At 48.0% G+C, this 14,462-nt stretch carries 12 protein-coding genes; 7 read left to right on the forward strand and 5 right to left on the reverse strand.

Annotated elements, in window-relative coordinates; translation table 11 throughout:
• Positions 1–72 precede the first annotated feature (72 nt).
• The 7 genes from ACYVAD_RS05175 to proC all read left to right on the forward strand — a co-directional run bounded on the left by ACYVAD_RS05175 (position 73) and on the right by proC (position 7,967).
• Positions 73–1,041: a KpsF/GutQ family sugar-phosphate isomerase gene (locus tag ACYVAD_RS05175; protein WP_461138386.1), complete on the forward strand. Its 969-nt coding sequence runs from the start codon at positions 73–75 to the stop codon at positions 1,039–1,041.
• 277 nt (positions 1,042–1,318) lie between these two features.
• Positions 1,319–1,834 carry an RNA polymerase sigma factor gene (locus tag ACYVAD_RS05180; RefSeq protein ID WP_176565492.1) on the forward strand — a complete coding sequence of 172 codons (516 nt, stop codon included), beginning with the start codon at positions 1,319–1,321 and terminating at the stop codon, positions 1,832–1,834.
• 222 nt (positions 1,835–2,056) lie between these two features.
• Positions 2,057–3,529, forward strand: a complete 1,473-nt coding sequence (locus tag ACYVAD_RS05185) for a phytoene desaturase family protein (RefSeq protein ID WP_461138387.1) — start codon at positions 2,057–2,059, stop codon at positions 3,527–3,529.
• 30 nt (positions 3,530–3,559) lie between these two features.
• Entirely contained in the window at positions 3,560–4,396 is an 837-nt protein-coding gene (locus tag ACYVAD_RS05190; RefSeq protein ID WP_461138388.1) for a phytoene/squalene synthase family protein, read from the forward strand.
• A 51-nt stretch (positions 4,397–4,447) separates the two neighbouring features.
• Positions 4,448–5,938, forward strand: a complete 1,491-nt coding sequence (gatB, locus tag ACYVAD_RS05195) for an Asp-tRNA(Asn)/Glu-tRNA(Gln) amidotransferase subunit GatB (RefSeq protein ID WP_461138389.1) — start codon at positions 4,448–4,450, stop codon at positions 5,936–5,938.
• The gene (locus ACYVAD_RS05200) at positions 5,935–7,068 is read left to right on the forward strand and encodes a redoxin domain-containing protein (protein ID WP_461138390.1); all 1,134 of its coding nucleotides are present in this window, start codon (positions 5,935–5,937) and stop codon (positions 7,066–7,068) included. The genes gatB and ACYVAD_RS05200 overlap by 4 nt, the downstream gene beginning before the upstream one ends.
• 95 nt (positions 7,069–7,163) lie before the next feature.
• A complete protein-coding gene (gene proC, locus ACYVAD_RS05205) occupies positions 7,164–7,967 on the forward strand; it encodes a pyrroline-5-carboxylate reductase (protein WP_461138391.1) in 804 nt (267 codons plus the stop codon).
• Between the two features lie 52 nt (positions 7,968–8,019).
• Here proC and purB read toward each other — a convergent pair whose 3' ends face one another.
• From purB to ACYVAD_RS05230, 5 genes are all read right to left on the reverse strand, one after another.
• Positions 8,020–9,360 (reverse strand): adenylosuccinate lyase, encoded by a 1,341-nt coding sequence (purB, locus tag ACYVAD_RS05210; protein ID WP_461138392.1) that lies wholly within the window; start codon positions 9,358–9,360, stop codon positions 8,020–8,022.
• Between the two features lie 64 nt (positions 9,361–9,424).
• Positions 9,425–10,720, reverse strand: coding sequence for a DUF1207 domain-containing protein (locus ACYVAD_RS05215; protein WP_461138393.1), 1,296 nt, complete (start codon positions 10,718–10,720; stop codon positions 9,425–9,427).
• A gap of 54 nt (positions 10,721–10,774) precedes the next feature.
• Positions 10,775–12,136: a dipeptidase gene (locus ACYVAD_RS05220; protein ID WP_461138394.1), complete on the reverse strand. Its 1,362-nt coding sequence runs from the start codon at positions 12,134–12,136 to the stop codon at positions 10,775–10,777.
• Positions 12,137–12,285: 149 nt separating this feature from the next.
• Positions 12,286–12,945: a glycerol-3-phosphate 1-O-acyltransferase PlsY gene (plsY, locus tag ACYVAD_RS05225; protein WP_461138395.1), complete on the reverse strand. Its 660-nt coding sequence runs from the start codon at positions 12,943–12,945 to the stop codon at positions 12,286–12,288.
• A 156-nt stretch (positions 12,946–13,101) separates the two neighbouring features.
• The gene (locus ACYVAD_RS05230) at positions 13,102–14,379 is read right to left on the reverse strand and encodes a M16 family metallopeptidase (protein WP_461138396.1); all 1,278 of its coding nucleotides are present in this window, start codon (positions 14,377–14,379) and stop codon (positions 13,102–13,104) included.
• Positions 14,380–14,462 lie beyond the last annotated feature (83 nt).

The raw sequence follows: 14,462 nt of genomic DNA on the forward strand, positions 1-14,462 counted from the left end.
TGCTTGCTGTATCTTTGCTTTATAAAGTTAGCGAATATACATAGCATTATCGGCTCCATCACGAAACTGACGTTGAAAGTAGCAAAAAATCACAAATCAACTGCCCGGGCTGTCCTCACGGCTGAAGCCGACGCCATCCGGCGCGCTACGGACCTGGTTGACGATCAATTTGACGCAGCCGTTGAAACAATTCTCGCCTGTACGGGGCGCCTGGTTGTAACTGGTGTTGGCAAAAGTGCCCTCATCGGACAGAAAATTGTGGCTACCATGAACTCCACGGGTACCCCATCTTTGTTCATGCACGCTGCCGATGCCATTCATGGCGACTTGGGCATGATTCAGGCCAATGATGTTGTCCTAATTCTGTCAAAGAGTGGTAATACGTCGGAAATAAAGGTACTGCTGCCTTTACTGAAGCGCACCAACGTATCAATTATAGCACTGGTAAGTAACGCGAGTTCATACCTGGCCCAGCAGGCGAATTTTGTTATACAAGCCTATGCCGAACAGGAAGCAGATCCGATGAACCTGGCTCCGACGACGAGTACTACCGTGGCCTTAGCACTGGGCGATGCACTAGCGATTAGTTTACTGGAAGCGCGTGGCTTTACACGCCATGATTTCGCTCGCTATCATCCTGGTGGTGCTTTGGGAAAACAGTTGTACCTAAGGGTATCCGATATCTTTCCCCATAATCAATGTCCACAGGTGCCGCTTGACTCAACAGTTAAGGATGTCATTTTTACGATTTCTGCTAATCGGCTGGGAGCAACAGCAGTTATCGACGCAAATGGCTTATTGGCTGGTATCGTTACCGATGGCGATATTCGGCGGATGGCTTACGAGCACGACTCCTTTCTAAAATTGTGCGCTCGTGACGTAATGACAGTCACACCGATCTGTGTTTCTCCTGATGATTACGCCGTGGCAGCTCTCCAGCTGATGCAAAGCCGCAATATTACCCAGCTTGTCGTAGTAGAGAAGGGCCACGTTAAGGGCTTTATTCACTTACATGATCTTCTCAAAGAGGGCTTGGTATAAGACAAAAGAAGCCGACAGCTAAAAATTCCGCTGATTTTTTAAACAATTCCCACAGTTCCACACCACACATTCCACACAATGGGGGAAATTTTCCACACGTTGCCCAACGTAATTGTGGAATGCACTTTTTTGAGAAAATCTTTAAATAACGGATAAACCTCTCATTTTCAAATAAGTAACCTATAATATTGATCTAAAAAACGTAAGGGTGGCCTGGTTGGCTGCCTTTTTGTTTAAGTAGTAGTCAAATAGGATTCAACAGAAAAACTTTAAAACCATGACCGCTCTCGAATTTACTAACCATATCGGAAAAGTATCAAAATCGTTACGTCCTTTTGCTCTTCGGTTAACTAAAGATGTTGAAGATGCTAACGACCTGCTTCAAGATACGCTACTTAAAGCGTTCACAAACCGCGATAAGTATACAGACGGTACTAACCTGAAGGCATGGCTTTATACGATCATGAAAAACACGTTCATCACGAACTATCAGCGTATGGTACGTAAGAACACCTTCATTGATACGACTGATAACCTACATTACATCAACTCGATTGAAAGCAGCACCGACAACATGGCTTATTCATCATTTGCACAAGATGATATCAACCACGCTGTGAACGGTCTTGACGATACATACCGGACTCCTTTCATGATGCACTTCCGTGGCTTCAAATACCATGAAATCGCAGCAAAACTGGACATCCCCATCGGCACCGTGAAAAACCGCATTCACATTGCCCGCAAAGAATTGAAAGATCAACTAAAAGTTTACGCTCACTACAATGCGTAGACGATACCTTAGGACAAAGTATGCGTCTCAGGTATAGATGATCGATAAGTTTTGGTTAAAAAAGAGGAAGGTTCAAAAAAGCCGGGGGAAGTTCACCCGGCTTTTTTTGTTTTTAACTGGTCGGTATCGTCAAAATAACCGCTATTTTGGCCCATTCTTCCGCTTTCCGCTTAACCAATTCCTTAATCAGTCGGTTACCTCCTTAATCAGTCCTTCCCATAAATGCCCCAGCGCGTACTTGTTATTGGTGCCGGTTTTGCCGGTTTGGCCGTAGCTACCAGTCTTGCCGACAAAGGTTACGATGTAACTATCCTTGAAAAGAACAGTTCTCCCGGCGGGCGCGCACGTATCTTCCACGAAAAAGGCTTTACGTTCGATATGGGGCCCAGCTGGTACTGGATGCCCGACATTTTCGAGAACTATTTTGCTCGCTTCGGTAAGAAGCCCTCCGATTATTACCAGCTTGTCCGTTTAGACCCTTCTTACTCCGTCATTTTTAGTAAGAACGAAGTTGTTGACCTACCCGCCGAAATGAGTAGCCTCGAACAGCTTTTTGAAACGATGGAACCAGGCAGTACTCCTAAACTGCGTGAGTTTCTGAAGCAGGCATCTTATAAGTACGATGTAGGCATGAACAAGTTCGTCTGGAAGCCCAGTCGATCGGTTACAGAGTTTTTAAGTCTAAAATTGCTTCTCGATGTTTCGCGACTTGATGTATTACAATCTTTTTCCAGCCACGCCCGCAAGTTTTTCAGCAATCCTCGCTTACTGGAGATCGTAGAATTCCCAATTCTTTTTCTAGGTGCTACGCCAGAAAATACGCCTGCGATGTATAGCATGATGAATTATGCTGAAATGGCGCTGGGTACCTGGTATCCGATGGGTGGCATGCATGAAATCGTAAAAGCAATGGTGAGCCTGGCCGAAGAGAAAGGTGTCAAAATGCTTTTCAATCAAACGGTAACGAAACTTGATGTAGCGAACAAAGCGGTAAAACGCGTCGTAACCAACCAGGGCATTTTCGAGACAGACGTAGTAGTGGCTGGCGCTGATTACAATCACGTTGAAACTAGTTTGGTTGATGATCAGTATCGCAATTACGATGATGATTACTGGCAGAAACGCGTAATGGCTCCTTCATCGCTTCTATTTTACGTTGGTGTGAATAAGCGCGTTCCTCGTTTACAACATCACAATCTTTTTTTTGACGAAGACTTCAAGCTGCACGCAAAAGAAATCTACGAAACACCACGCTGGCCTAGCAAACCACTTTTTTACGTATCAGCCCCTTCTAAGACTGATCCGAGCGTAGCACCAGAAGGCTGCGAGAACCTTTTCCTGTTAATTCCGGTAGCACCAGACCTGGAAGATGAGGAGGCTACGCGCGAAAAATACTTTAGTATGATCATGGATCGACTAGAAGCGTACGTGGGTGAAGACATTCGTAGTCACATTGTTTACAAGCGTAGCTACGCACACAGTAACTTCAAAGAGGATTATAATGCGTTTCGAGGAAATGCTTATGGCTTAGCCAATACACTCCGACAAACCGCGATTTTGAAGCCTTCGCTGAAGAACAAAAGGGTAAACAACCTGTTTTACACGGGTCAGTTGACCGTTCCTGGCCCTGGTGTTCCTCCTTCGCTGATCTCAGGACTGGTCGTTGCCGATGAAGTTGCCAAAGAGTTTGCTTAATTTATTGCCCTAACCGATCCCCTTTTCTTTATGATGGCCCTATTCAACAAGACCGCACTGGAATGCAGTAAGCTAATTACCGAGCGTTACAGTACGTCGTTCACGCTAGGCATCAAAACTCTGGATCAGAAGTTTCATATGCCTATTTACGCCATCTACGGATTTGTTCGATATGCGGATGAAATCGTTGATACGTTCCATGACTACGACAAGAAGACACTTCTGGAGCGTTTTAAGTATGATACGTATCAGGCCATTGAAGAAGGTATCAGCCTCAATCCGGTCCTTCAATCATTCCAGTTGGTCGTTAACGAGTACAACATCGAACGCGAATTAATCGACGCTTTCCTGAAAAGTATGGAAATGGATCTGTACTTTCAGGATTACGACGCAGCTGGTTACGATAACTACATATATGGGTCAGCAGAAGTGGTTGGTCTGATGTGCTTGCGAGTATTCTGCGAAGGTGATTGTGATGAGTTTGGTCGTTTGCGCGAACCCGCTCGAAAGCTGGGATCCGCCTTCCAGAAAGTCAATTTCCTTCGTGATCTGAAAAGCGATTTCGTTGACCGGGGCCGTACGTACTTCCCAAACATGAATTTTAAGGAATTCAGCCGGGATGCCAAACAAGAGATTGAAGACGACATCCAGCGTGATTTTGACGACGCTTATCAGGGAATAATCAATTTACCGCGTGGAGCACGTATGGGCGTTTACTTGGCTTACACGTACTACAAGACATTATTCGAGAAGATCAAAGCGCTGCCGGTCGCTCGTATTCAGAACGAACGAATCCGAGTTCCGAATCCGCAGAAAATAGCGTTGCTGGCACAAACGTACCTTAAATGGCGCCTGAACGTCATCTAGAGTAACTCTCCCTGTTTCAGGTTATCTTTGCAGAAACAAGTCTTGTTTCTCATGGTAGCCGACGCCACCGTTTCACCAGCTGTATTGGCTAAGTACGAAGCCGTTATTGGGCTGGAAGTACATTGCCAATTACTCACCGATAGCAAAATATTCGCGGCCGACGCTAATGCTTTTGGGGCCGCTCCTAATACGAACATTAGCGTAATTACCCTTGGGCACCCCGGTACGTTGCCCAAACTGAACCGTAAGGCTGTTGAGTTTGCCGTACGCATGGGCATCGCCTGCGGTAGCGAAATCACCCGGCACAACGTCTTTGCCCGTAAAAATTATTTCTATCCTGATCTGCCTAAGGGCTATCAGCTTTCGCAGGATAAAGGCCCTATCTGCGTGGGCGGTGGTATTCCTGTACAAGCCAAAGACCCTGAAACAGGTGAATTGTACCAGACGACCATTCAGCTTCATCACATTCATCTGGAAGAGGATGCGGGCAAATCCATTCACGATGGAGACGAGTGGGCGACGCAACTGGACTACAACCGGGCTGGTACTCCTTTGATTGAGATGGTAACGGAGCCATGCCTTAAGACGGCCGATGAGGCAGGTCAATACTTGACTGAAGTACGCCGGCTGGTTCGCTATCTTGACATCTGCGACGGTAACATGGAAGAAGGTTCGCTACGTTGCGACGTAAACGTATCGATCCGCCCAAAGGGAGCTACGCACTTAGGCACGAAGGTTGAAGTAAAAAACCTGAACTCGATCCGAAACGTAATGCGCGCCGTCGACAGCGAATTTCAACGCCAGGTTGCCCTGACCGAGTCGAACGGACGTATTATTCAGGAAACGCGGACGTTCGATGCGGCCACCGGCCTAAGTTACGGCATGCGCGAGAAGGAAACGATGAATGACTATCGCTACTTTCCGGATCCAGACCTAACGCCAGTTACCATTTCTGATGCCTGGCTGGCAGACATTGAAGCAGCCATGCCAATGCTGCCCGCAGCCCGTTTTCAAAAGTTTACGCAACAATACGGTCTACCAGACTACGACGCAGCACTGCTCACTGATTCGAAGGAGTTGGCCGAATACTACGAAGCGGTTTGTGCACACACATCCAGCTTTAAAATAGCGTCTAACTGGATCATGGGTCCGGTGAAAAGTCAGCTCAACGAAAAGTCACTACGCGATCGGCAATTTCCGGTTTCAACTCAGCGATTGGCAGAGCTAGTCAATCTGATTGGCGCAGATACGGTTAGTCAGTCGGCGGCTCAGCAGGTTTTTGCGCTAATGATCGATCATCCAGATACTTCTCCCGCGGATCTGGCCACCCAACATGGTCTGGTACAGAATCGCAATACTGATGCTCTGCAAACGTTGGTAGAAGAGGTATTGGCGGCTTGGCCTGATAAGGTCGCTCAATACAAGAAAGGCAAGAAAAACCTATTGGGTATGTTCGTTGGTGAGGTTATGAAAAAATCAAAGGGTTCTGCCGATCCCAAACTGGTGAATGAACTGTTAACAAAGACGCTACAATCTGCATGAAAAATCTGTTCTTCGGTCTGGTCGGTACATTGGTACTCAGCCAGCCGCTTGCGGCTCAGACGACGAAGCCGTTTACAGTAACGGGTAGGGTAAAAAATGCGACACCGGGTAGTTATGTTTACCTGGAAGCCAACGCCCAGCCGACCCGTAAAATCGACTCGACCAAAATAGGAACGGACAATACGTTCACGATGAACGGCAAGGTCACCGACGGGGGCGATGTACTGGTATTAAACGTGGGCGGTGGTCAGAAAATGGCTATCCTGCTCGAAGGGGGTGAAACACTGAATGTAGTGGCCGACGGCTACCGTATGAATGCCAAAACGGGCGAAATGAGTCAGGCTCTTGTAACAGGCTCCAAAAACATGGAGTATTACAATAAGCTCATGGACCTTCGCACAGGTATGGAAGCCCGCGTCAACACCTGGAACAAACAGGTTGCCGCTGCTACGGAGAAGAAAGACAACAAACGTATCGCCCAGATTGAAGCAGAGTACCAGGCCGCTGAACAGGACGTTGTCAAGAAAGTAAAAGCGATGCTACCCGAAATGGGTACGTCTATGGTGGCTTTGTTCGCGCTGAACTTCATCAATATTGACAGCGATTTTGCTACGTATGATGAAGTTGCTCAACGATTCGCCAAAGAAAACCCAAATAGCCCACACGCCAAATCGCTGATTGGCCGCGTTGCCCGTATCAAAGGCGTCATGGTTGGCTCGAAAGCACCAGACATTACGTTGAGCGACACAACCGGTAAGACAGTCCCTCTTTCGTCGTTACGTGGCAAATACGTACTGATTGATTTCTGGGCTTCGTGGTGTGGCCCCTGCCGGGCCGAGAATCCAAACGTTGTCCGGATGTACAACAAATTCAAGGACAAGGGATTTGCTATCTACAGCGTTTCTCTGGACCGTCCCGGCGACCGCGAAAAATGGGTACGGGCTATCCGGAATGATAACCTGACCTGGACGCACGTGTCTGACCTGAAATTCTGGCAATCAGAAGCCGCTCAACAGTACGGTGTACAGGCTATTCCTGCTACGTTTCTACTGGATAAAGATGGCACGATCATCGCCAAAAATCTCCGTGGGGAAGCCCTGGAACAGAAGTTAGATGAAGTATTAAAATAAAAAAGGAGAAAGGGAGGAGGGAGGAAAGGATGGCAGTATATCGTACTGACCTTCTCCTTTCCTCCCTCCTCCCTTTCTCCTCTACTCCTTCCCTTATGAAAATTGCTATTGTTGGCTGTGGGAATATGGGCATGGCCTTTGCCAAGTCTTTTCTACAGTATGATCTGGTAAAGAAAGAAGACCTACTGCTTATCGAGAAGAGCAGTGACCGCTCTGACACGCTCCGTAACGAGAAAGCGGGCGTGGTTGTCGATACCATTGGACCGCGGGTTGGCGAAACCGACCTGATTATCCTCTCCGTTAAACCCCAGGACTTCAATAGCGTTCACGAATCGTTACGTGCTGTTATCCAGCCCAAGCAACTGGTCCTGTCAATTATGGCAGGAATCCCAATGGCCCAGATTCAGGAAAAATTAGGCCATCCGCTTGTGGTACGAGCCATGCCAAATACACCTGCTATGCTAGGCATGGGCATTACCGGGTTCACAGCTGCGAAAGAGATTGATCCGGGTAGCCTACGCCGGGTTGAGAATTTGATTAATGCAACCGGGCGGTCTATTTTTCTAGAGGATGAAAGTATGCTCGATGCTGTTACAGCCCTCAGCGGCAGTGGCCCTGCTTATTTCTATTACGTTGTCAAGGCGATGATCGAAGCTGGTAAACAGATGGGCTTTAGCGACTCAGTGGCGGCCATTCTGGTTAAACAGACGATGCTGGGCTCCTATCACTTGATCAATAACGCCGATAAATCACTGGATGAACTAATCAAAGCAGTAGCCTCCAAAGGCGGCACTACCGAAGCTGCCCTACGATCCTTCGAAGAAGGCGGGCTGGATGATACGCTAATTGCTGGTATCAGGGCTGCCCAGACGCGGTCGACCGAGCTATCAAAAGCTTAACAACGAAAAGAGGGGCACTTAGTAAGGCCCCTCTTTTCGTTGTTGGCAATCATTAAATACCGGTATACGTAAATGGCGTGATGGCTCGTAATTCATCCTTCACCGATTCCGACACATTCAGCTCATTAATAAAATGACGAATTGTTTCAGCCGTGATCTTCTCGTTCGTGCGGGTCAGCACCTTCAAGGCTTCATACGGTTGAGGGTAACCTTCACGCCGAAGGATCGTCTGTATTCCCTCGGCTACAACCGCCCAGTTGTCTTCTAGATCCGCGTTGATAGCCGCTTGATTCAACTCCAGTTTACCCAGTCCTTTCAAGAGCGAATTCAGTGCAATAAACGAATGAGCGAAGGGAACGCCAATACTACGCAATACAGTCGAGTCGGTCAGATCGCGCTGGAGTCTGGAGATTGGTAGCTTTGCCGACAAATGCTCAAACAGCGCGTTGGCAATCCCTAGGTTTCCTTCTGAGTTCTCAAAGTCGATCGGGTTCACTTTGTGCGGCATCGCCGATGATCCAACTTCGCCTGCTTTCAGTTTTTGCTTGAAGTAGTTCATCGACACGTACGTCCAGACGTCACGATCCAGGTCGATCAGGATTGTGTTCAACCGCTTGAAGGCATCCAGCGTAGCTGCTAGCATATCATAGTGCTCAATCTGCGTCGTGAACTGGCTACGTACCATACCCAGGCTCTCGACAAACTGATCGCCGAATTGTTTCCAGTCCTCGTTCGGATAGGCAACTGCATGCGCATTGAAATTACCGGTTGCTCCACCAAATTTAGCCGCCGTTGGAATTTCTGTCAGCAAGTGAAGTTGCTTTTCGATTCGCTCGATAAACACCTCTAATTCTTTCCCCAGACGTGTTGGCGATGCTGGTTGTCCGTGGGTACGGGCCAGCATCGGTACGTTTCCCCACTGACGAGCTAGTTCCTGCAGCCGCATGAATACCTGGCGGTAGAGCGGTACAATCTCAGTATCGAGTGCTTCGCTGAGTAGCAGCGGAATAGCGGTATTGTTGATATCCTGCGACGTCAGCCCAAAATGAACAAACTCCAAAAATGGCTCAACCGGCGAGTTCACCAGCTTCTCCTTGATAAAGTACTCAACAGCTTTTACATCGTGGTTCGTCGTCTTTTCAATTTCTTTGATCCGCTCGGCGTCGGCCTCTGTAAAGTTTTCGTAGAGACCTCGTAACACCGCAAACTGCGTTTTTTCGACGCCTGCCAGTTGAGGAATTGGCCACTCGCAAAGGGCGATAAAGTATTCTATTTCGATCCGAACCCGGTATCGGATTAAGCCAAGTTCCGAAAAGTAAGGAGCCAGCACCTCTACCTGACGCCGGTAGCGCCCGTCAATGGGAGAAATTGCCGTTAATGCCGATAAATTCATACGGTAGTAAAAGAAAAGGCGTCTGCATAGCTGCAGACGCACTGATTATTGTCCTGTAATGTGATCAAAACGGATTCAAGTAGATTCCTACCCCCAACCAGTTTGTATGCTGCGATTCAAACTGACTGTACGGCCGAAATCCGGAGTACCCTTCCAGCAAGAAGGTTAAATTATTCTGCGTACGGCCTACCTCTACACCAATACCAGCGTGGATTCCCGGTTTGAAGTTAGTTTCCTGCCAAAACTTCATATCGACCCCGCCAACCAATCGGGCAGCGCGCGAGGAAGGCTTTTTATAGAATGCCCCTAGCTGAGCACTAAAGCGCTTCCGTTCCTCTGATTTGCGGAGACCAATACCAATACCGCCGTAAAGCCGCCAATCTCGAACAACACGACTATACGTACCGTCAATCACTTCGTAGTTCACCGAGTTAGGCGAAGGCGCAGTGATTCGGTTTCGGTAGATGTAATCATCGCCTAAATGCGACGACAAATGATACAGCCGAATCCGGTAGTTGTTTTCGCCCCGACGAATATTGTATATGAAGCTGATTTTGTAGTCGTTGTTGACAATCTGCCGACGCTGCTTGTTTCTCTGATAGTCGTAATACACTTCAAACTGCGTGAATGAGGCCAGATCAAGTACAAGCTCCTCCGAACGGCCGGGCTCCGTAGTCCGCCGGTAGAAAGGCTTGGCAAAACCAAACTCGAACGGAACAATACTGCCCGGATATTTCTCCCCGTTTGTCGAATAATACGGCAGAACGCTGCCGTAGGTCTGTGCTTCCAGGGGATCTAACAGAATTGGCTCGAACAGATGACCCTTGGGTAGAAATTCGTGTTTAGGGCGCGCCATTTCCGGCTGCGTTCCGGAAGCTGCGGAGACGGAGGCCGAATCGATCGGCGGAGGAGTCGGTTGAGGCTGCTTTTCGCGACGAGGCCGAGGAGCTTTAACGGGTTTCGGTTCTTCATCAGGAATGATGACCTCTTTTTTGCGCTTTTCCTTTTTTTCTTTAACCGGCGGAGCGGCAGGAGCGCTAACTGGCGCTGGTGTTTCAATAGCCGGCGCGCTAACTGTAGGCGCAGGCGTTGGTTTAGCCGGTTCCTCCTTTACTTTGGGCGCGTTTTTTTCTTGTTCTTTAGCCGCTTTCCTAGCCCGTTTTTCGGCTTGTTTAGCTTCGTATTCGCGCTGTTTTTGCGCCCATTCTGCCCGAATTTGCCGTTCGCGTTGTACCTCCCGTTCTATTTTTTCTTTTTGTTTTTGTTCGGCCGGGGTTAGTTGGCGCGTAGCTGGCTGCTGAGCGAAGACCAAGATACTTGTCTGACAGCTCAACAGGAGAGCCAACAGCGTCTTTTTCATATAGGTAGTGAAGGTTACGGCTCCGCCCCGAAAGACGAAGCCGGACAAATAAAGTTATTGCTTTAAGGCTGCGTAGTTTTTGTAGAAGTAAGGGATCGTTTCGATGCCCTTATAAAAATTGAAAAGACCGTAGCTCTCGTTGGGCGAATGGAGGGCATCACTGTCCAGGCCAAAACCCATCAGAATCGATTTCACTCCTAGCTCCTGTTCAAATAAGGCCACAATTGGGATACTACCGCCCCCGCGGGTTGGAATCGGCTTTTTACCCCACGTATCCTCAAAAGCTTTGCTGGCCGCTTCAAATTCAATAGAATCGACCGGCGTTACGTAAGGTAAGCCGCCATGATGTGGGCGAACCTGTACAGTTACGCCCGCAGGCGCAATCGACGTAAAATGGTTCGTGAACAGTTCGGTGATTTCGTCAGGAGTTTGGTTAGGCACCAAACGCATACTGATCTTAGCGTATGCTTTTGAAGGCAAAACCGTCTTAGCGCCCTCGCCCGTATAGCCTCCCCAGATACCATTCACATCCAGTGTTGGACGAATCGACGTCCGCTCGTTTGTCGAATAGCCTTCTTCGCCTGCTACGTCATTAATTTCCAGATCGGCTTTGTATTCATCCAGACTAAACGGTGCTTTTGCCAGTTCAGCTCGTTCAGCCTCGCTCAGATCAACTACATTGTCGTAGAAACCAGGGATCGTAATCCGCCCCTGCTCGTCGTGCAACGAAGCAATCATGGTGCACAGCGTATTGATTGGATTGGCTACTCCCCCACCATAGACGCCAGAGTGCAGGTCGCGATTCGGACCGGTCACTTCGACCTCAACGTAAGACAATCCCCGCAAGCCTGTCTCCAGCGATGGTGTTTCGTTAGAGATGATACTCGTGTCCGAGATCAGAATAACGTCAGCTTGTAGCATATCCCGATTCTCGGCAACAAACGTGCCCAGATGGTCAGAACCGACTTCTTCTTCGCCTTCGATCATCACCTTTACGTTACAGGGCAGGCCATCGGTTGCTACCATCATTTCGATGGCTTTAATGTGCATGTAAAACTGCCCTTTGTCATCGCAGGCTCCCCGTGCATAAATACGTTCGTTACGAATTGTTGGCTCAAAAGGCGGAGTTTTCCAAAGTTCGTATGGGTCAGCGGGCTGCACATCGTAGTGGCCATACACCAATACCGTTGGTCGGGTGGGATCAACAATCTTCTCGGCGTAAACAACCGGATGCCCCGCCGTTTCAAACAATTGCGCTTTGTCCAGTCCAGCCGCGGCTAGTTTGTCTTTTACAAATTCTGCCGCCCGTCGAACGTCGTTTTTAAAGGCAGAATCTGCCGAAACCGATGGGATACGTAATAACTCCAGCAGTTCGTCGAGAAACCGCTGCTTATTGGCGTCAAAGTACGTCGTCATGAATGAACCGGAAATGCAGCAGTATGAAAACCAGGTCTTTTCCTCGACCAATAAAAAGGCTACTGCTGACTATGGTACAAAAAATTTGCCCCGAAGTTACGTACTTTTCACGCAACGACGGGGCATCAACTCTTTATGAAACAGGTTTCTTATTTTTTGTCACTCTTGCGTAACCCTTTGATCAGGATTGTTCGGTTCTCCTGACCACGCCATAAGCGGCTTATATTCTTCTGGTGCGTCAAGACAACAACCAGAAACATCACAAAGCCAAATGCAATAACAAGCGGGTTTTCCTGCTCACCAAAAATCTTTAATAAAAGCAATACAGGAAACGCCAGCGCGGCCAGAATAGACCCCAGCGATACGTACTGCGAGGCAATAACGACCAGTAAAAAGATACCAATACAAACACAAGCCATTTCAGGATGTACGGCTAGTATCATGCCTAGTAAGGATGCTACTCCTTTACCACCTTTGAAATCAGCAAAAACGGGATACAGATGGCCAATTACGGCAACCATCCCGAAAACGATTTTAAACGTCATGATCTCGTTGATGGTGATGACGTCAAAATACCAGAGCAACGAAGACAACATGGCGGCCGTGTATCCTTTCAGTACGTCGACCAGCATCACGACAGTGCCCGCCCGTTTGCCCAGTACCCGGAACGTGTTCGTAGCACCCGCGTTGCCGCTACCGTGCTTTCGAATATCAACCCCGAAGAAACCCTGGCCATACCATACTGCTGTCGGGATCGATCCTAGCAGGTAAGCCAGTACTGTAGCAACACAAATCAAAGCGATGTTCATCTATAATACGTAAGTAACGGGTTAGATAAAAACGTTGTGATACTCGTAATAAAACTCTTCTGCAATTAGAATAAAACCCCCAAAATTAAGGGATTGTTACCAGTCTACCAATTCTTCACTTTAGTAAACAAGCGGCATAGCCAATTAATTCAGTTGCTATTTACCGCCGACGACAACTTCACGCAAATTTTCTTCGGCGAGATAAGTCTTCGTTGTTTTGATAATATCTTCCTGTGTTACCGCGCGCACTTTCGAAATATACTCCGTCAGAAACTCGGGCGGCAATCCATCCAGCAGTATTCCCTTGTATCGATCCGCAATTTCGAACGGCGTATTCAGCGAGCCGACAAACTCTCCGGCCATATAGTTTTTAACCGTCGTCAGCTCGTTGTCCGAAACAGGCTCATTCTGCAGAATATGAATTTCTTTACGTATTTCATCCAGTGTTTGCTGAGTATTTTCTTTATTCACATCTGTACCAATGATGAAATACCCGTCTCGACGAAACGAAGGCATGTTTGAAGAAATACCATAGGTAAATCCCTTCTCCTCTCGAATATTCTTCATCAGACGCGAGCCAAAATAGCCACCCAATACTTCATTGGTGACCAACATGTTGAAAAAATCGGGATGGGCACGCGTAAACAACCGGCGACCCAGACGAATTGAAGACTGAATGCTATCAGCTTTTTCCAGTAGTGTCGGTGTATTTGCTTCGGTTTCTATCTCCCCTGTAAATCCTGGTAATTCACTTTGTACTATCGGCAACTGGCCCAGCTCCCGATTGATCAGCAGAATTTCGTTTTCGCCTGCCTGCCCAGCTACCACGATGTGAAAATGTTGCTGATAAATTACCCGCTGGTAAAAATCAACTACCTCCTGCCGGGTCAGTTGTTCGATCAGTTCAGGACGTTGCGTACGCCCATAAGGGTGACTCAGCCCGTAGAGTTTCTCCCGAAACAGAACTCCTGCACGATACGCATTTTTCTCGTAGTTGACCCGTAAGTTTTGTAAGGTGATATTCCGTAGGTCTTCCAGCTCTTTTCCAGGGAAGGTGGGTTCGGTTAACAGCTCACGCACAAGTGGTAGTACGTCTGGGAGAAATTTCGTCAGACAGTAAACGACGATGCTGGCTCGGTCAGGACCACTATTTAATTCCAGAAATGCACCGTATCGATCGAAATATTCGCTGATCTGGGCAGATGTTCGGCTGCCGGCACCCTCGGCCAGCATTTTTATGGCGAAAAAAGCGGAATTAGGCGTCTCTTCGTACCAGTTCCCCGCATCGAACACACACTCCAGTCGAAGGACAGGTTGTTGATCGACGGTAATCAGATGAAGGGGTAAATTATTATCAAGTGTTTTAGTTTGCACCGCAGGAATACGGACTTCCTGAATAGCCTGAAATGCTGGAGACTGGCTTCTATCGAGCATAAGTTGGGGATAAAACAAAATGGCATCCCGATCCGAAATGCCATTTTTAATAACGACTACGCGTCTAAAAATCGAAACGTATT

The sequence above is a fragment of the Spirosoma pomorum genome (genome assembly GCF_054776615.1).